The sequence below is a fragment of the Francisella adeliensis genome (assembly GCF_003290445.1).
Taxonomy (GTDB): Bacteria; Pseudomonadota; Gammaproteobacteria; order Francisellales; family Francisellaceae; genus Francisella; species Francisella adeliensis.
Map to the genome: position 1 here is coordinate 567,245 of NZ_CP021781.1, position 19,000 is coordinate 586,244.

Sequence of the window (19,000 nt, forward strand, 5' to 3'; positions counted from 1 at the left end):
TTATACTCTATTGAGAGATTTTTTCAAAATGCTTATCACGTAAAGTATATGTTGATTAGTTAAAGATTTTTTGCTAAACGTGAAATTAGATAGTTATAATGTTATTCTATGATTACTTGATAATTAGAGCTCTTTAATTGTAAAGGAATGTTTGAGCTATAAATCTGAGTATAGTTATATGACTTCAAGTTGATTTGAATCATATATGATTCAAGATTGTAGTAATATTTTAAAAAATTGAAAAACACAAGATTAGATATATATTATGAACAATAAACTTAACAAAGTAGTAAAAGATCAAAGTGAGTATATTGCTCACCTTGAACATAGACTTGAATCTATTACAAGTTCCACTCTCTGGAAGCTTACAAAGCCATTCAGGATTATTGCTAAGGGATGCAAAAAGATTTATAGAAACAACCGATGTTTGTCAGGTGAAGCTAGGGAGGCGCAAACTAAAAAAGTTAGTTGTGAGATCAAAACAATTAATACTTTAATTTATGATCATGATTTTAGTTATGCTCAATCTATTACATTTTCTAAACCTCAGGGTTCGATATGTTGTATCTTTGCTCATTATGATACGAATAATATTATAGATGAATATGTTATTGCTTACCTTAAATCGCTCAAAACAATAAAAAACTTATATATAATATTTGTTACGACATGCATTGATATTTCGGAATATGAACTCAATAAACTAAAATGCTTAGTGTCAAGTGCTATTATTAGAGAAAATGTGTGTTCTGACTTTGGATCATATAAGGTTGGGTACGATTTTATTAAAAAAAATAGTTATTCGATCAACACTTTAATTATAGCTAACGATAGTTCATACTGCATATCTGATGATCTAGAAACATATTTTAATGGAATGCAATCTAAAGGATATGATGCATGGGGGTTTACAGATAGTGATAACATAAACTATCATTTACAGAGCTACTTTATGGTCTTTAATGAAAAGGTTATAGAATCTATACCATTCAAATATTTTTGGGCTGACTTAAAGAATATTACAGACTTTCGTGTACTGGTTCAAATGTATGAAGTAGGTTTAAGTGTTCTATTGCAACTATATGGTTTTAATATTGGTGCCTTTTGCTCAATAAAAAATATTTCTAAGTGGAATGTAGGGACGGATTTAAGTCTTGAGGAATACGATCTGCTTGTTCAGGAATACAATTATCCCTTTATAAAAAGGAAAAGTCTGCTTGCTAACGAAAAGTTTATAAATGCATTAAGAAACCCTCTAATTATAAATCATTTTGATAGAGTTACAGAGCTTGGCAAGATAAATGAGAATCAGAAATGAAATATTTAGATGTTCGGTAGTTAAGTTCATAAAATACACGGTTCACGCTAGTAAAAACTATGAATAACTAGTTCATGCAAAAATACTTTGATACAATACAACTAATATATCGAAGAGAATTATAAATAATGTGCATAAAAGAAAGAATACAGGAATACAAACAGAGTCTGTTGAATTGGTCATTATTTGATGGTAAAAAAACCCTGTTATTAATGCTGCTTTCTTTGTTGTTTTTTTATCCTATTTTATACGGGCATGGAATATATCTGGATGATACATACAGAATTGAAAATGGTCAGTTTTTATGGGCAACACAAGGAAGGTTTTTTGCTGAACTAATAGCTAAAGTATTTAGTCTCTCTAAATCAAGTGTGATTGATCCTACGCCATATAATTGGATTTTTTGTATTATAACCGTAGGATTGTGTTCAAAACTGATTTATTTAAGGTTTGCTAAAGAAAATAAAAGCGTAGGGTTTATTATTGCTGCTCTTTTTATAATCAACCCTTACTTTATACAAAACATACTTTTCCGGTTTGATGGACCTGGTATGGCATTAGCTCTTTTTTTTGCTGTTTTTGCGTATTGTATTAATAGTAGGTACTTTGTTATCAAGACTATATTGTTGGTTATTAGCATGAATTTTTATCAACCAATAGTGAATATTTTTATTGGATTGCTTGCGATTGAAGTCATGTTGATGTTTCAAAACAAAGTTATAGTTGATCAAGTAGTCAGATTTATTGTTAAGTATATGTTGATATTTGGTGTGTCTGCTCTTATATATTATTTTGAAATAAAAGTCGTTCAGCTGATAACTCCTTTAAATGGTATGGGTAGAGGAGCTATGTTGCCGATTTCTCTTTCCTTGCCTAAGGAGTTGTTGTTAAACTTATGTCATGGTTTAGAACCTTACTTAACATTTTGGAAGAGCTATATTCTGTACATATTTCCATTAATTCTTGTTGCATTTGTTTCGATTGTCAGAGTGGTGTTTATTGGTAGGGATTATAGGCTTTTTCTTGGGTACATAATTAGCCTTTTATTAATGCTTTTTTCAGTGCTTGGTTTAATGGTTTTAATGGAGTATCAATCATATATAGCAAATGTCAGGGTTTATACGTACTTTCCTATAACGATTATTTTGCTTACACTAATAGCTATGCATTACAAGCCTATCTTTAAGTGGAGCCTTATTCCTATTTTATTGGTATGTTTTATTTTTAGTGCTCGTGTTGGTAATTTGCAACAAATGCAGGCTGAGTTCGAGAAACCTATATTTTATGAGTTGTCTGAAGATCTAAACACTATTCAGTTGAATGAGAATATAGGTGAGTTTTATTCTCTAGGAACCGTGCCCTATTCTAACTTCGTAAAAAATATAATGTATAACACACCGTTTAACGGTTATCTGAACAGGTATGGTGTCATTACAAGATGGGCGCTTCAAGAGTATGATGGTAAGCTGATCAAAGTACAAAGTTTTTCTGAGGCTAATCTGGAAAAAATAAGGTTTAAGAAAATAAAGGATAAGTTGGAGCTAGTTTTACAAAGAAAGTATTATAGTGTTTATATAAACAATAAAGGTGAGGGTTGGATTATTTGGAGTAGCTTATGAAATTCTAAGATATTTAAGTAACTATTATAAATTGCATGTTTATAAAATAGTTTTAGTGTGCTTTTTAAATAGGACTTAATGTAACACTTACTTTATTTAATTGTTATGAGTGGTTGAAGTAAGCCTAGAACTATCATAATTAGCAACTTGTGCTAAATTTTTTTTCAAAAACTTTCAATGTGGGCATATAAGATATATTATAATAATATTGATAGATTTCAATTCTTAAAACATGAAGACTGAACAAGAAATAATTGATCTTTGGGAATCAGCTGATGTGTTGGTTAGTATATGTTGCACAGCTTATAATCATGAAAAATATATAGAGCAAGCTTTGAGTGGCTTTTTAGAACAAGAAACAAATTTTTCGTTTGAGATAATCGTTAGTGATGATTGCTCCACAGATAACACTACTAGTATTATTAGAAAATATGCAAAAGATTATCCAAACATTATTAAGCCAATATATCAGGAAGAAAATCAGTATTCAAAAGGAGCCTTACCTATACGAGATTTTATATTACCCAAAGTTTCTGGTAAATATATCGCACTGTGTGAAGGTGATGATTATTGGAATAATCCTGAAAAACTTCAAATACAAGTAGATCTGCTGGAAGAGAATCCTACTTATATGGGCTGTGGTCATAACACAATGTTTTTAGAAGGTGGAAATATAACAGAAAGACTTTTTTTAGATCCTGAATGTACGAAAAAGACATATACATTTGATGATATTGTCGATTATGCTTATTTCCATACGACATCACTTGTTTACAGGTATAATGATAAGTATAAGAAATATATTGATGAGTATTTAGCTAAATACTCATGTGTTAATCGAAATGATTACTATATGTTGCTAGTGTTTTCTAACTTTGGTCCAATAGGATATATAAATAAGGTGATGTCGGTATATAGACTGAATGATGGTGGGATATGGAGTGGTGCTGGAAATGAAGATCAGATTCAAATGTTTTTAAAAGGGTGTGTTGATTTCAGTCATATTTTTCCAGGGTATAAATCTGACTTTATGATCTCTTTTGCTAATACTTTTTGTGAACATATAAATGATGTCTCTCTAGGTTTTATAGATACTTTTTTAAGTATGCTATCAGTCAAAGATCATGAATTAATTATTAAATCACTAATAGTGTTTAAAAAAAGAGATAATGATGTTATTAAAGAATGTAGTGAATACATTACATTTTTAGAGAAAAACTTGAATGATCACTCCTTAAAATCACTTGTTATAAAAATTATGAATGTTACTAGAGTGTTGCCTATTCTAAGGAAAATAAGAGGCGCTATTAAAAAATGTAAAGAATAATTATTTAATTTAAGTTTCTGGAGCTATAATCTGTTCTAATTCCTTCGTTGTTTTTTATTGAAGGCTATGTTTAATAATTTGTATGTTTTATTTTTCGTAATCTAGTAGGCTTTACTAAATATTTATTATATTTTAGTATCTACTGATGAGGTAGGATTTAGAGCTTTTTGTGGGGCATTGCTGTTTGGTTTAATTTACTAGCTTAAGGTTTAAATCAAATAAATTACTTTTCTATATGTTTGTTGCGACTATAGTGATTGTCATACCAAGCTTTTTAAAATGTTTTGTGTCTACTGTAATTTTACTAGACTTTGTGTTGTAAGTTATTAAGTTAGTACGCATTAATATTTCCAACAGCTCAGTTACTCTTAGCGTTCTCTTAGGAACTTATCATTCACAATATAGTATTTGTATGTATGTTCTGATATAATTTTTTATAAATTATTATAACAATAATTATTGAGTTAATGAGATATTTAAAAGAGTTCTACAGGTTCATAAAACATTTAGTAAATAACCATAGGTTGATATTTATATTAGCATACAATGAGTTTAAAGAGGATTTTTTGGGCTCTTACTTAGGTATTGCATGGGCAGTAATAAAGCCAGGGATGTTTATATTTGTAATATGGATTGTTTTCACATATGGAATACGTCCTGGTGGTGATGCAAGTGCAACATCAAATCTTATACTTTTCCTACTTACAGGGATGATACCCTGGTTTTTCTTTGCTGAGGCCCTAACTAAAACTTGTGATACTATCGTTGAGAATGAATTCTTAGTTAGAAAAGTTTCTTTTAGTGTTAATATTCTTCCTCTAGTTAGCATAATGTCTTGTTTTATTATTCACTTAATATTACTGCTGCTGTTGATATTTATTTTCATAGTAAATGGTCATTTCCCAAGTATTTACTGGCTTCAGCTTCCTTACTATATAGGCTGTAGTTTAATGTTACTTTTAGGGTTAGGGTGGTTAACTTCAGCTATGAGAGTTTTTGTAAAAGATATAACAGAGTTTGTTGGTTTAATAACGCAGTTTGGTTTCTGGTTTACCCCAGTCTTTTGGAGTCCTGAAAAAATTCCTGCAAACTATCGATTTATACTGGATTTAAACCCAATGGCTTACATTGTTCAAGGATTTCGCAATACTTTTATTGATGGTGTTTGGTTTTGGCAGCAGCCTACAAGTACAATAACATTTTTGGTAATTGCCTTATCAATCCTATTGCTGGGAGCTATCGTTTTTAAAAGGTTGTCGCCACACTTTGGAGATGTTATATAATGAAAAAAAACGTAGCTATTGAACTTAAAGGTGTAAGTAAATATTACAAAACATATGATAGAGCTAGAGATAGGGTTAAAGAAGCCTTTAGTCCAATTAGAAAGAAATATTATAAAAATTTTTGTGCTATCAAGGATGTTGATTTAACAATAGAAAAAGGAGAGGTTCTTGGGCTTTTTGGTCTAAATGGAGCAGGCAAATCAACTCTTTTAAAGATGATTGCTGGAGTGGTGACTCCGACATCTGGCAGGGTTAATGTTCATGGTAATATCAATGCAATGTTGGAGCTAAGTGGTTCGCTAAACCCTGAAATGACAGGTAGACAAAATATAAAACTTAACCTGAGCATTAATGGTATTGAAAATAAACATAGAGATATCATAAGTAAAGGGATTATCGAGTTTGCCGAGCTTGGAGGTCATATAGATCAGCCAGTTAAAACTTACAGCAGTGGTATGCAAGCAAGACTTGGCTTCGGTATAGCCACATCAACAAAACCAGAGATATTGATTGTAGATGAAGTTCTAGCAGTTGGCGACGCTATATTTCAAAGCAAATGTTTTACAAAAATCAGAGAATTGTTAAGAGGAGGTACTACGGTAGTATTTGTATCTCACAGTGTGGAGTTGATGATAGAGTTCTGTAACCGAGCAGTGTTGTTACATGATAGGAAAGTAGTGATGGATGGTGATGTAAGACAAATTGGGAATATCTATCAAAAAATAGTATTTAGTGATGACCAGTCAAAAGCATTAGCGGACATACAAAATAAAATAAATAATCTAGGTGAAAATCAAGGATTAAATGTTTTTGATGATAATTTTGATAATACACAATTTTATGAGAATGATTACATAATAATTAAAAAGATGGCAATCATGGATAAAACAGGTAGCGATATATGTATTCTTACTACAGGTGGTTCATACAGCTTTGAAATTGATATAGAATTTAAAAGAAGTTTTGAAGAGGTGAAGTTCAATTTCATAGTTGTAGATATAACGAATAAAACTTTAAACACCTTATCTAAGTATAAGGATAATGACATAATTATGGGCATCAAGGAAAATGATTGCTTTCAGGTTAGAAATTCTTTTTTAAATGATCAGAGAGATGGACAGTTTACAATAAAAATGAGCGTTGATGCTATAACTAATGACGGTGATTCTTTAGATATTAGTATAGTTGAAGCTAAGACTATGTTTAAATCTTCTATGCCCAATACAGATAATAAATTACTTATAAGTAAGGTATGATTATAGCCCTGTTATTAAAAAAATAGTGATTATTTAATATGAAATAGCGAGAGATCAACAATGAAAATATCAATAATAACGCCATCATATAATTCAGAAAAGTACATAGAGCAAACTATGCTAAGTGTATTATCTCAGCGAGGAGATTTTGATTTAGAGTATATTCTCGTTGATGGTGCTTCAAAAGATAACACCTGTGACATAGTAAATAAATATGTTCAAAAGCATGAAAAAGGTGAGCTTGATATATTCTGTAACAGTCTTGAAATGAGATTTATATCTGAGCCAGATAATGGGATGTATGATGCTTTAGCAAAAGGTTTGTCAAAAGCTACTGGCGATATAGTTGCGTATATTAATTCTGATGACTTTTATCTGCCAAGTGCATTTAAGACAATTATTGCTGAAATGAAAAGGTTTGGTGATAAGGCACAATGGGTAAATGCTAAAAATGTATGGTATAACAAAGAAGGGATTATTGAAAATACAATGTTACCGCTTATGCCATCAAGAAAAAGAATTTTGAAAGGTATACATGGCACTAGTCTGCCATCAATCCAACAAGAGTCAACTTTTTGGACTAAATCTTTACAAGATAAGATGGATCTGAAAAAATTTGCTGAGTACAAAATGGCAGGTGATTTCTTTATGTGGCATGAATTTGCTAAGCATGCTAATTTACATATCTGTAATAGCACTGTGTCTGGTTTTAGAACCCATGAAGATAATAAAAGTCACGATCTTGGTGGTTATATGACTGAGTTTTATGATATCGTTGGAGCTCCTAAGGTTCGTAAAAACATTTTGGATTTTGCATATATCATTATGTATAAGTTTTATGTTAACTATACATCTGACCATGTAATCAGAAGGTATAATGAGTATGTGAGAATATTTAGGCATATAGGTGTCAAGCTAAGGGAAAAAAGAGGCAAGAAAGCTAACTAAACTAATTAAAGATGTAAATGTATTACATCTTAACAGGAGGTCAACCTTGTCTATTTGCCTATCTTCTAGTGAATCTCAATCTAGCACTAAAAATCCCTTGGTGACTATTATAACAGTTGTTTATAATGGCGGAGAGTTTTTAGAAAGTACAATTAAAAGTGTCATTAATCAGTCATTTAAAAACTATGAATATATTATCATTGATGGCGGTTCAAGTGATGGCACTCTTGATATTATTAAAAAATATAGCTCATATATAAGTAAGTGGGTTAGTGAACCTGATAATGGTATTTATGATGCTATGAATAAAGGCATAGAGTTGGCTAATGGTCGTTGGTTAAACTTTATGAATGCTGGTGATAGTTTTTACTCTAATGAAGTGCTTGAAGATGTTTTTGAGAATAACTTTTCTGATGGTATCGGTGTTATATACGGAAATACGGATATTGGGCATAAAATACTAAAGTATAAACAAAGCTTAGATCTTAAGAGCATGTCTTTAGGTATGATGCTTTGTCATCAGTCAACATTTTATAGATTAAATGAGGCAATTAGGTATAATTTAGAGTATAAGATATGTGGTGACCAAGATTTTACTATGCAGTATTTTTATAAGGATAAACAAGCAAGGTATTTAGATATGACTATATCTAAATATGATTTAGATGGCATTTCATCACAAAGTTTAAACAAAATTTTAAAAGAAAAGTTTTTGATAAATAAATCATATAATTTGCCATATAGTCCAATAATAAAGAGTTATGTTATATCTATTTTAGTTAAAGTCCGTAAACTTCTTAGAGGACACTAAAATTATGTATGATTACATTATTCTCACACATATACCTGTATTCTATAAGGTTAATCTATATAACGAGCTTGCGAAAAAGCTAAATATATTGGTTGTATTTATAGCTACAGATACGAATGAAAAAAGATCTGCTGATTTTACTTCTTTAGATAACTGTAACTTTGATTATAAAGTGCTTTATGATGGCAGTTTTCAAGATAGACAAACTTTCAACAGTATCAAAAAATTACGAACTATTTTTAAAACTTCAAAATATAAAAGTATCGTTGTTGGTGGTTGGGATCTTCCTGAGTTTTGGTATAGCGTATTCAATAATCGTAAATCAAAGAATTGTATGGTTTTAGAATCTACAATTTATGAGAGTAAAACTAATGGCATATCAGCTCTTATTAAAAAGATATTTTTATCAAGAGTATCAAAAGTTTTTGCATCAGGAGATTTGCATCTAAAGCTTTTGAAAGCTCTTGGTTATAATGAAAATGTTAAGATTACTCAAGGTGTTGGTATTATCAATAAGCCTGCTTTTGAGAAGTGTAGTAGACAATATAATCGTAAGTTTCTGTATGTTGGTAGGTTATCAGAGATAAAAAACTTAGAATCTATAATAAAGATATTTAACAAATTAGAGGACTGTACTTTAACAATTATTGGTGAAGGCGAGCAAAGAGAATTTCTAGAAAAAGCTTCTGCTAAGAATATATGCTTTAAAGGTTCAGTTGCAAATTCAGAATTAAAACAAGAGTTTTTAGCTCACGATGTATTTATACTTCCAAGTAAGATAGAACCATGGGGACTAGTTGTTGAAGAGGCTCTGTATTTTGGTATGCCAATAGTAGTTAGCGATAAATGTGGAGCTAGTGAGATTGTAAATGATGGAATTAATGGTTATTTGATTGATCCATGTAATAGACAGATGATTAAAGAAGTTGTTTCTAGTATAGATGAGCAGAAATACCAGGAGCTTTTAGATGGAGTCTCACAGTTTTCTATAGATACTAAAGATAGTGAGCAGGTAAAGGCATACCTATGAAAATTCTTATAATACATAATAGATATCAGTCGAATAATGTTGGTGGTGAAGACATCGTCTACCAAAACGAATTAGAATCATTACAAAAAGCTCTTGGTAAAGATAGCGTACTATCTTATGAAGTTTCTAATGATGATATAAGTAAAGTAAAATTGCTATATGGAATATGGTTTTCATTAAAGCATTATAAAAATGTAAAGAAAATCGTTAGAGAAAATAATATTGATATTGTTCATGTGCATAATTTCTTTCCACTATTAACACCAAGTATTTTTAGAGCAGCAAAGAAAGCGGGTGCAAAGGTTGTGCATACTTTACATAACTACCGCCTATGGTGTATATCAGGGATACTTTATCGAGATGGCCATGGTGTGTGTGAGTTATGTGTTAAGAAAACACTCCCTTTAGCGGGTATTTCAAATAAATGTTATAGAAAGTCATTTATTCAGAGTTTATTAGCACAATTTGCGTTTTCTTTTTATAAGGTTGCAGGTTGCTTTAAAAATATTGACTACTTTTTTGTATTGACTAATTTTCAGAAACAAAAAATTAAATCTTTAGGGGTTGCTAATAATAAGATTAAGCTTAAACCTAATGGCATGAAAATTTCTCAAGATGTTATCGATAAGCAAAAGCATGGTTATATTTATGTAGGTAGGCTTGAGGAATCAAAAGGGATATATGCTTTATTAGATGCTTGGAGTAAGCTTGGCAAAGAGTATGTCTTAACTATAATTGGAGATGGCGATATTACATCTGATTTGAAAGCTAAGTATAATGCTGAAAATATAATCTTCAAAGGTAAGTGCTCAAGAGAAGATACTTTATCTTATATCTCAAAATCAAAATATCTTATTCAACCATCATTGCTGTATGAAGCATTTGGTTTGACTATTATAGAAGCAATGAGTTATGGGGTTCCAGTTATAGGGTTTGATGTGGGAACTAGAAAAGATTTCATTAAAGATCAAGAGAATGGTTTTTTAGCTACAGATAATAATCTTCAAGATACTATAAAAAAGTCGTATAATTACAGTGATTATGACAAACTATCAGTAAACGCTATGAAGACAGCCAAGCTTTATGAAAATGATTATATTACAGGTAAGCAAATTGAAATTTATAGAGATATTTTGGGGAGCGTAGGTTGAAAGTATCCATAATTACAGTTTGCTATAATTCACAAGCAACAATTGAAAATACTATTAGGTCTGTTGTTTCACAAACGCATAGTGATATTGAGTATATAATAGTTGATGGCAAAAGTAGTGATAACACTCTAGAGATAGTTAGTAAATACCAAGATAAAATTGCTAAGGTTATTAGCGAGACAGATCAGGGTATTTATGATGCTATGAATAAAGGTATAAAAGCTGCTACTGGTGACATAATCGGGATATTAAATAGTGATGATTATTATGTTGGTAGTGATGTTGTTAGTCAGATCGTTAAGGCATTTGATGAAAAATCCCCAGATATGGTTTTTGCTGATTTGGCTTATGTGGCAGGGGATAGCCAAGATAAGATATTACGATATTATGGTGCTAAAGATTTTATACCAAAAAAATTAAAAAATGGAATTATGCCACCTCATCCAACACTATATGTTAAAAAAGAAGTTTATCAAAAATATGGCAATTATAGATTAGATTTTAAGATTGCTGCAGATTATGAAATGTTTGTGAGGCTTTTGCTTGTTAAGCAACTGACATATTTTTATATAAACAAGTGCATAATTAAAATGACGGTTGGTGGTGTTAGCACAAGTAATTTTGATAGTAAAAAAATAATAAATACAGAAACTATAAAAGCACTTAGTGTAAATGGTATAAATGTAAGTTATATAAGTATATTTAGAAAATATCCAACAAAAATATTTGAAATAATGAAAGGACGATTTATGAGTCTTTTTCGTATAAAGCTTAAGTAATAAGTTTTATCTATTTAAGAAATTTAAGGTTAAAATCAGGAGAGTTACATGAGAAAAGCAACTGTTAATGATGTTATTATAGCTAGTGGCGTTAAGTTTGGTACTAGTGGTGTAAGAGGGTTAGTCGTGAAAATGACTGATGAAATATGTTGGTTATACACTAAGGCGTTTATTCAGTTTTTAGAGCAAAAGCATTCTATAAAAAAAGGTTCAAAAGTAGCTATAGCGAATGATTTGCGTAGCAGTAGTCCAAGAATCACAAAAGCTGTTATAAAAGCTGTATCAGATAGTGGTTATGAAGCAGTTTATTGTGGTGAAATATCTTCACCAGCAGTTATGCTTTATGGTATATCTAATGAGATTCCTTCTGTTATGGTTACAGGTAGCCATATCCCAGAAGATAGGAATGGAATCAAATTTAATACGCCGTTTGGTGAAGTTCTCAAAGAAGATGAAAAACTAATCGTTAGTCAAGAGGTAGCGATTGATGAGAGCGTTTTTGATGAAAACGGAATGTTTCTAGAAACTCAGAAATTACCAGAAATTGAAACAGCTGGTCACACTCAATATGTTGAAAGATTTATAAACTTTTTCGGAGCTAAATGCTTGAATGGAAAGACAATAGGTTTATACGAACACTCATCTGTTGCTAGAGGGTTGCTAAAAGAGATTTTAGAAGGGCTTGGTGCAAAGGTGATTTTGCTAGGTTTTTCACCTGAATTTGTTTCGGTGGATACAGAAGCTATACGAGCTGAAGATATCAAATTAGCAAAAGAATGGGCAGAAGAGTATAAAAATATTGATAGTATAGTTTCTACGGATGGTGATGGCGATAGGCCATTAGTCAGTGATGAGTTTGGTAATTGGCTTAAAGGTGATATAGTCGGCGTTTTAGTTGCTAAATATATGGGTATAGATTCTATTGTAACTCCAGTGAGTAGTAATACTGTGGCTGAGAAAATCAACCATTTTAAAAATATTGAAAGAACAAAAATTGGTTCTCCCTTTGTAATTGAGGCAATGAATTCACTGCTAAATGATAAAACTAATAAAGTTGCAGGTTATGAGGCTAATGGGGGCTTTTTAACTGCAAATGATATTGTTTCTGTAGATGGTAACAAAATAACAGCTTTGCCAACTAGAGATGCGGTTTTACCAATTTTAGCGGTTATTTTAATGTCGATTGAAAAGCAATGTACTATTTCTGAGCTTTTAGCTGACTTACCTGCAAGGTACACAGCTAGTAGTAAGATTGACGATTTTGCAACTGAAAAAAGTCAAGAAATATTGAAGTTGATATTAGTAGGTGAATCGGATTTACTAGATAAAATCATATCTGAATATTTTGACGGTCAAAATGCTCTAGAAAATATAGATACAACAGACGGTGTAAGAGTAACTTTAGCAAATGAAGATATTGTGCACTTAAGGCCTTCAGGTAATGCACCTGAGTTAAGATGCTATACAGAATCATCTTCAGAAGAGCATGCTCAAAAACTTAATCAATACTGTATTTCTTTAATTCAAGAGAAATAGACTTTTAAAAATCCTTTAGTATAGGTTGTCAAGCTATCAAATACTGTGTTTACTATGATATAATAATGCGATAATTTATAAACTTTTTTAATGAGCCATAATTTATAAGTTTTATGAGTAAATTGTAGTTCATTAGCTTAAATAATTTAAGAATAATGCTATATAAGGAAGTAAAATGGCGAGCTTAAAATACGAAGATGCTGGGGTAAATATCGAAGCTGGAAATGAAGCGGTTGATAGAATGAAAAATCATGTCAAAAAGACATTTACAAAAGATGTGCTTACAGGCTTAGGAAGTTTTGGTTCTCTTTACTCTTTAAAAGATATTATCAATAATTATGAAGAGCCAGTTCTAGTCCAATCTATAGATGGTGTAGGGACTAAAACAAAAGTCGCTGTGATGTGTGGTAAGTTTGAAAATCTTGGTTATGACCTTTTTTCTGCTGCTACGAATGACATTGTGGTTATGGGTGCTAAGCCGATTACATTTTTAGACTATGTTGCTCATGATAAGCTTGATGCTGATATTATGGAAGAGCTTGTAAAAGGTATGAGTAAGGCTTGTGCTGAATCGGGAGTATCACTTGTTGGCGGTGAAACTGCTGAAATGCCAGGTGTGTACCAAGCTGGCGAGATAGATATGGTTGGTGTAATCACTGGTGTAGTTGATAAAAATAAAGTTATCAATGGTGAGAATATTCAAGAAGGTGATGTGGTATTTGGACTTAGTTCATCTGGTCTGCATACAAATGGTTATTCATTTGCACGTAAGCTTTTCTTTGATGTGGCTGGTAAAAGTCACACTGACACTTATCCTGAGTTTAATGGTAAAACTATCGGTGATGTTTTGCTTGAGCCACATATTAACTATACTAATATTATCCATGACTTTTTAGATAATGGTGTTGATATTAAAGGTATTGCACATATCACAGGTGGTGGATTTATTGAAAATATTCCTAGAGTACTGCCAAAAGGATTAGGAGCTAAAATAGAAAAAAATAGCTTTGAGACTCCTGCGGTATTTAAAGTGATGCAACAGATAGGGGATATTAGCGAGTTTGAGATGTATCGCTCGTTTAATATGGGTATTGGTATGACAGTTATTGCAAGCCAAGAGCAGTACGCTAAGATGCAAGAGTTAGCTAAAAAACATACAAATACTAAGCTTTCTAAGATTGGAACTATTACAACTTCAGGTAAGGTGGAAATGCTCTAATGATTGACAAACAAATCATTCAAAATAACATCGAAAATGTATTAAAAACTACAAATCTTGACATCAAAGATAAATATATCGGCAAAGTTCGTGATATGTATTTTATTGGTGATAAAAGTATCTTGATCTCTACAGATAGACAGTCAGCTTTTGATAGATCGCTTGGTTTTATACCTTTCAAAGGCGAGGTTTTAGCTCAGTCTTCAGTATGGTGGTTTAAAAATACGACCCATATTGTTAAGAATCATTTTATAGCTTCACCTGATAAAAATGTTGTGATAGCTAGAAAAGCAAAAGTTCTACCGATAGAGTTTGTTGTGCGTGGATATATTACAGGATCAACAAGTACTTCACTTTGGACGCATTATGAAAAAGGTAGTCGCGATTATTGTGGTAACTTACTTGCAGAAGGATTAAAGAAGAATCAAAAATTGCCTGAAAACATTCTTACGCCAACAACAAAAGAGCTTGATCATGATAGACCTATATCTGTGGAAAATATTGTCAAAGAAGGTTGGTTAACTCAAGAGCAATGGGATTTTGCATCACAAAAAGCGCTAGAGCTTTTTGAGTTTGGTCAAGAAAAAGCCGCTGAAAATGGTTTGATACTAGCTGATACTAAGTATGAGTTTGGTATTGATGAACAAACTGGTGAGATTATTTTAATAGATGAGATACATACTCCAGATAGTTCAAGATTTTGGTTGGCAGATAGTTATGAAGAAAGATTTGCAAATGGTGAAGAGCCTGAAAATATCGACAAAGAATTTTTTAGACTATGGTTTGCGAAAAATTGTGACCCATATAATGATGAGGTACTTCCACAAGCTCCAGAAAAGTTAGTGATTGAGCTATCACAGAAATACATCACTCTTTATGAGATGATAACTGGTGAAAAATTTAACCCACCAGCTGAGGACAAAGATATAAATCAGCGTATAGTAAAAAATATTAGTCAGTATTTAAAAATGGAGCAAAATATGAATATTCTTTTAATTGGTTCGGGTAGTAGAGAACACGCTATTGCTAAAGCTGTTAAAAGGAGCTCGCTTGATAATAAACTTTATTGTCTGAGTGGGGCAACTAATCCTGGTATCGATAAGATTGCAGATGACTATCATATTGCCAATGTTTGTGATGCTAAAGCAATATGTGAATATGCTAAAGATAAAAATGTAACGCTTGCAATAGTCGGCCCTGAAGCACCTCTTGAAGTAGGTGTGGCTGATGCACTTAAAAAAATGGATATAGCTGTTGTAGGACCTACAAAAGACCATGCACAGCTTGAGACATCAAAAGGCTTTACAAGACAGTTAATCCATGATTATGATATTGATGCGAATCCATTTTTTAAAACTTTTACAACTATGGATGGTGTAGAAGAGACTCTTAAAAAATATGAAAAGCAATTTGTAATAAAAGCTGATGGACTTTGCGGTGGTAAAGGCGTGCTTGTATGGGGTGATCATTTACATTCTATGAGTGAAGCTATTAAGCATTGTCAATCTTTAGTTGATGCAGGTAAAGAGTTTGTTATCGAAGAAAAGCTAGTAGGGCAAGAGTTTTCGCTAATTTCATTAACAGATGGTGAAAATTTTATACACATGCCAGCAGTACAAGATCATAAGCGTGCACATGAGCAAGATATGGGACCGAATACTGGTGGAATGGGAACTTATTCTGATGCTAACCATAGTTTACCATTTTTGTCTGACAGCGATGTCGAAAGAGCAAAAGAAATAAATGAAAAAGTTGCTCATGCTTTGAAAGATAAGTTTGGAACACCTTATCAGGGTGTGCTTTATGGTGGCTTTATGGCTACAAAACTTGATACTAAAGTTATTGAGTACAATGCTAGGTTTGGTGATCCAGAAGCAATGAATTTGTTAAGCTTATTAGAAACTGATTTTATTGAGATTGCAAAAGCAGTAACGAATGGTTCACTTGATAAAATCAAAGCTAGATTTAAAAAACAAGCTACTGTTTGTAAGTACTTAGTACCACTTGGTTATCCAAATAATTCAGTTAAAAATTTTAAAATAGATATTTCGCAATGCCCTGAAAATATTGAGTTATTCTTAGGTGCAGTTGATTTTAAAGATGGCAGTTTGATAGGTACAGGATCAAGAGCAATTGCAGTACTTGGAATGGGTGATACTATTTTACAAGCAGAACAAAAGGCTGAAAATGGTGTAAAAAATATTTACGGAAAAATGTTTCATCGTAGAGATATTGGCACAAAAGAGCTAATAAATGAACGAGTTAAATACATGAACTTTTTACGTGGCAGTAAGTATCAGGAAATAAGTTAGTAATGTCAAAATTAAAACTTGTGGTATTAGGCTCAACTCGTGGTACTAATATGCAGGCTATTATTGATGCTATTGCAGATTCTCAGCTAGATGCTAGCATAGAGCTAGTTATGTCTAACCGAAAGAATGCTTATATTCTTGAGAGAGCAAATGAGCATAAGATCTTAAATAAATTCATCAGTGCTAAAGATAAAACTCGTGAGGAGTATGACTTAGAGCTTATTCAAGAAATAACGAGGCATAATCCAGATATTATATTGCTAATAGGATTTATGAGAATTTTAAGTAGTGAGTTTATAGATGCTTTTGATGGTAAAATTTTAAATATTCATCCGTCACTTTTACCAAAACATGCTGGGCTTATGGATTTAGCAGTACATCAATCTGTTATTGATGCTAAAGATAAAAAGTCTGGATGTACTATTCACCAAGTCAGTGAAAAGGTAGATGGTGGAGATATTGTTTTACAGCTTGAATGTGATGTTGTAAATAATGATACTGCTGGGAGCTTAAAGGAAAGAGTGCAGGTTTTAGAAAGTAAGGCCTGGGTTGAGGTTATAAGAGACTGGAGTAAAGTATGAGTATACAAGTTGGTGTAATAATGGGCTCTAAATCTGATTGGAGTACTATGAAAGAGTGCTGTGATATTTTAGAACAGTTAGGTATAAGTTATGAATGTGAAGTTGTATCTGCTCACCGTACCCCTGATAAAATGTTTGAGTATGCAGAAACGGCAAAAGCTCGAGGCATAAAAGTTATAATCGCTGGAGCAGGTGGTGCTGCTCATTTACCTGGTATGGTTGCTGCAAAGACTGATTTACCAGTACTAGGCGTACCAGTAAAATCGAGTGTTCTTAGTGGTAATGACAGCTTACTGTCTATAGTACAAATGCCGGCGGGTATACCAGTAGCTACATTTGCAATAGGTATTGCAGGAGCTAAAAACTCAGCACTTTTTGCCGGTAGTATACTTCAGCATACAGATAGTGAAGTGGCTAAAGCATTAGCTAAATTTAGAGTAAATCAAACTCAAACAGTATTAGATAATCCAAATCCCAGGGAGCAATAATAATATGAGAATAGGAATTGTTGGAGCTGGACAACTTGCTAGAATGTTAAGTATAGCTGGTACTCCATTAGGTTTAGAATTCCATTGTCTGGGTAAGCTTGATGAATGTGCTACAGAGGTTGTAAGAAGCGTAACAGATATATCTCTTGAAGATGTAAATGCAGTTGTAAATTGGGCTAAGCAATTTGATGTGATTACATTTGAGAATGAAAATATATCTCATGAGCTTATCAAAGCGATAAATCATGAGGTAAGTGTATATCCGTCAGCTAAAGCTATAGCTGTCTCTCAAGATCGTTTATTAGAAAAATCATTTATGCAAGACCACGATATTGCTACGGCGAAGTTTGTAAATGTTGTTAGTCTTGGAGCCTTGGAAAAAGCTGTTGAGCAACATGGTCTACCGGCTATTATCAAAACGCGTAGATTCGGCTATGATGGTAAAGGCCAGTTTGTAATTAAATCAAAAGAAGATGTTACTAAGGCATGGGATGCTCTTAAAGGTGCTCCAGATGGATTAATCTATGAGGCTTTTGTTGATTTTGATTATGAAGTTTCTCTAGTTTGTAGTGCAGATGTTAAGGGTAATGTGGTGTTTTATCCATTAGCAAGAAACATCCACAAGCAAGGAATATTAGTTGAATCAGTAGCTCCTTTTGAAAATAAAGCTCTTGAAGAGAGAGCTCAAAAAGTTGCAAAAACTTTAGTTGAAGAACTTGGTTATATTGGTACGCTTGCAATAGAATTTTTCGTAAAGGATGATGAGTTAGTTGTTAATGAGATAGCTCCTCGAGTACACAATAGTGGACATTGGAGTATTGATGGTGCAACAACTTCACAATTTGAAAACCATGTGCGAGCAATAGCTGGACTGATATTAGGTGCAACAGATAGTAGGAAAACTATTATGCTAAATTGCATTGGTAATATGCCACGTACAAAAGATCTAGCTGCTTTAGATTGCGTTAAAATACACAGTTACAATAAAGAAGGAAGAAAGGGGCGTAAAGTGGGGCACTTAAATCTAAACTTAAAAGATGAAACGGATGAGTACCAGCTACTTCAGGCTAAAAAGCTCATAGCATTATCGCAAGATATCTAAGACCAATCTCATTATATTTATTCGATCAATCTGGAATTGTTTCTTGACATTCATATAAACAAGAGTATTATATACACCACTGACGATAATAGCAGTTTGGCACCACCTGATCCCATTCCGAACTCAGAAGTGAAACGGACTTACGCCGATGATAGTTTAGCATTCGCTAGGTGAAAGTAGGTAATCGTCAGACCTTTTTCAATTTTTTCATTTATACTTTTCACTTATGATTTTCTGAAA

Annotated in this window: 16 protein-coding genes and 1 rRNA gene; all 17 read left to right on the top strand. The window is 32.2% G+C overall.

What is annotated here, in order from left to right:
• The first annotated feature begins 265 nt into the window (after positions 1-265).
• The 17 genes from CDH04_RS02760 to rrf all read left to right on the top strand — a co-directional run bounded on the left by CDH04_RS02760 (position 266) and on the right by rrf (position 18,953).
• A complete protein-coding gene (locus CDH04_RS02760) occupies positions 266-1,318 on the top strand; it encodes a rhamnan synthesis F family protein (protein WP_112869572.1) in 1,053 nt (350 codons plus the stop codon).
• 128 nt (positions 1,319-1,446) lie between these two features.
• Positions 1,447-2,937: a glucosyltransferase domain-containing protein gene (locus CDH04_RS02765; protein ID WP_112869573.1), complete on the top strand. Its 1,491-nt coding sequence runs from the start codon at positions 1,447-1,449 to the stop codon at positions 2,935-2,937.
• A 232-nt stretch (positions 2,938-3,169) separates the two neighbouring features.
• The gene (locus tag CDH04_RS02770) at positions 3,170-4,264 is read left to right on the top strand and encodes a glycosyltransferase family 2 protein (protein ID WP_112869574.1); all 1,095 of its coding nucleotides are present in this window, start codon (positions 3,170-3,172) and stop codon (positions 4,262-4,264) included.
• A gap of 467 nt (positions 4,265-4,731) precedes the next feature.
• Positions 4,732-5,547 carry an ABC transporter permease gene (locus CDH04_RS02775; protein WP_112869575.1) on the top strand — a complete coding sequence of 272 codons (816 nt, stop codon included), beginning with the start codon at positions 4,732-4,734 and terminating at the stop codon, positions 5,545-5,547.
• Entirely contained in the window at positions 5,547-6,803 is a 1,257-nt protein-coding gene (locus tag CDH04_RS02780) for an ABC transporter ATP-binding protein (RefSeq protein WP_112869576.1), read from the top strand. The genes CDH04_RS02775 and CDH04_RS02780 overlap by 1 nt, the downstream gene beginning before the upstream one ends.
• A gap of 60 nt (positions 6,804-6,863) precedes the next feature.
• On the top strand, positions 6,864-7,751 hold the full coding sequence (locus CDH04_RS02785; protein WP_112869577.1) for a glycosyltransferase: 888 nt from the start codon (positions 6,864-6,866) through the stop codon (positions 7,749-7,751).
• 46 nt (positions 7,752-7,797) lie between these two features.
• Positions 7,798-8,562 carry a glycosyltransferase family 2 protein gene (locus CDH04_RS02790; protein WP_234393400.1) on the top strand — a complete coding sequence of 255 codons (765 nt, stop codon included), beginning with the start codon at positions 7,798-7,800 and terminating at the stop codon, positions 8,560-8,562.
• Positions 8,563-8,566: 4 nt separating this feature from the next.
• Positions 8,567-9,592 carry a glycosyltransferase gene (locus CDH04_RS02795; protein WP_112869578.1) on the top strand — a complete coding sequence of 342 codons (1,026 nt, stop codon included), beginning with the start codon at positions 8,567-8,569 and terminating at the stop codon, positions 9,590-9,592.
• Positions 9,589-10,743: a glycosyltransferase family 4 protein gene (locus tag CDH04_RS02800; RefSeq protein ID WP_112869579.1), complete on the top strand. Its 1,155-nt coding sequence runs from the start codon at positions 9,589-9,591 to the stop codon at positions 10,741-10,743. The genes CDH04_RS02795 and CDH04_RS02800 overlap by 4 nt, the downstream gene beginning before the upstream one ends.
• Positions 10,740-11,522, top strand: a complete 783-nt coding sequence (locus CDH04_RS02805) for a glycosyltransferase family 2 protein (RefSeq protein ID WP_112869580.1) — start codon at positions 10,740-10,742, stop codon at positions 11,520-11,522. The genes CDH04_RS02800 and CDH04_RS02805 overlap by 4 nt, the downstream gene beginning before the upstream one ends.
• 48 nt (positions 11,523-11,570) lie before the next feature.
• Positions 11,571-13,058 (top strand): phosphomannomutase, encoded by a 1,488-nt coding sequence (locus CDH04_RS02810; RefSeq protein WP_112869581.1) that lies wholly within the window; start codon positions 11,571-11,573, stop codon positions 13,056-13,058.
• Positions 13,059-13,233: 175 nt separating this feature from the next.
• Positions 13,234-14,277, top strand: coding sequence for a phosphoribosylformylglycinamidine cyclo-ligase (purM, locus tag CDH04_RS02815; RefSeq protein ID WP_112869582.1), 1,044 nt, complete (start codon positions 13,234-13,236; stop codon positions 14,275-14,277).
• Complete coding sequence (locus CDH04_RS02820) at positions 14,277-16,589, top strand: phosphoribosylaminoimidazolesuccinocarboxamide synthase (protein WP_112869583.1); 2,313 nt, start codon at positions 14,277-14,279, stop codon at positions 16,587-16,589. The genes purM and CDH04_RS02820 overlap by 1 nt, the downstream gene beginning before the upstream one ends.
• 2 nt (positions 16,590-16,591) lie before the next feature.
• Positions 16,592-17,170, top strand: a complete 579-nt coding sequence (gene purN, locus CDH04_RS02825) for a phosphoribosylglycinamide formyltransferase (RefSeq protein ID WP_112869584.1) — start codon at positions 16,592-16,594, stop codon at positions 17,168-17,170.
• A complete protein-coding gene (purE, locus tag CDH04_RS02830) occupies positions 17,167-17,658 on the top strand; it encodes a 5-(carboxyamino)imidazole ribonucleotide mutase (protein WP_112869585.1) in 492 nt (163 codons plus the stop codon). The genes purN and purE overlap by 4 nt, the downstream gene beginning before the upstream one ends.
• Positions 17,659-17,662: 4 nt before the next feature.
• Positions 17,663-18,760 (top strand): 5-(carboxyamino)imidazole ribonucleotide synthase, encoded by a 1,098-nt coding sequence (locus tag CDH04_RS02835; RefSeq protein WP_112869586.1) that lies wholly within the window; start codon positions 17,663-17,665, stop codon positions 18,758-18,760.
• A gap of 78 nt (positions 18,761-18,838) precedes the next feature.
• Positions 18,839-18,953, top strand: a 5S ribosomal RNA gene (rrf, locus tag CDH04_RS02840).
• Positions 18,954-19,000 lie beyond the last annotated feature (47 nt).

What these genes read in the sequence shown, in the direction of transcription:
- CDH04_RS02810 (WP_112869581.1), top strand. Translation starts at nt 11,571, where the DNA reads ATGAGAAAAGCAACTGTTAATGATGTTATTATAGCTAGTGGCGTTAAG.
- CDH04_RS02795 (WP_112869578.1), top strand. Translation starts at nt 8,567, where the DNA reads ATGTATGATTACATTATTCTCACACATATACCTGTATTCTATAAGGTT.
- purN (WP_112869584.1), top strand. Translation starts at nt 16,592, where the DNA reads ATGTCAAAATTAAAACTTGTGGTATTAGGCTCAACTCGTGGTACTAAT.
- purE (WP_112869585.1), top strand. Translation starts at nt 17,167, where the DNA reads ATGAGTATACAAGTTGGTGTAATAATGGGCTCTAAATCTGATTGGAGT.
- CDH04_RS02800 (WP_112869579.1), top strand. Translation starts at nt 9,589, where the DNA reads ATGAAAATTCTTATAATACATAATAGATATCAGTCGAATAATGTTGGT.
- CDH04_RS02835 (WP_112869586.1), top strand. Translation starts at nt 17,663, where the DNA reads ATGAGAATAGGAATTGTTGGAGCTGGACAACTTGCTAGAATGTTAAGT.
- CDH04_RS02770 (WP_112869574.1), top strand. Translation starts at nt 3,170, where the DNA reads ATGAAGACTGAACAAGAAATAATTGATCTTTGGGAATCAGCTGATGTG.
- CDH04_RS02785 (WP_112869577.1), top strand. Translation starts at nt 6,864, where the DNA reads ATGAAAATATCAATAATAACGCCATCATATAATTCAGAAAAGTACATA.
- CDH04_RS02760 (WP_112869572.1), top strand. Translation starts at nt 266, where the DNA reads ATGAACAATAAACTTAACAAAGTAGTAAAAGATCAAAGTGAGTATATT.
- purM (WP_112869582.1), top strand. Translation starts at nt 13,234, where the DNA reads ATGGCGAGCTTAAAATACGAAGATGCTGGGGTAAATATCGAAGCTGGA.
- CDH04_RS02780 (WP_112869576.1), top strand. Translation starts at nt 5,547, where the DNA reads ATGAAAAAAAACGTAGCTATTGAACTTAAAGGTGTAAGTAAATATTAC.
- CDH04_RS02765 (WP_112869573.1), top strand. Translation starts at nt 1,447, where the DNA reads ATGTGCATAAAAGAAAGAATACAGGAATACAAACAGAGTCTGTTGAAT.
- CDH04_RS02775 (WP_112869575.1), top strand. Translation starts at nt 4,732, where the DNA reads ATGAGATATTTAAAAGAGTTCTACAGGTTCATAAAACATTTAGTAAAT.
- CDH04_RS02820 (WP_112869583.1), top strand. Translation starts at nt 14,277, where the DNA reads ATGATTGACAAACAAATCATTCAAAATAACATCGAAAATGTATTAAAA.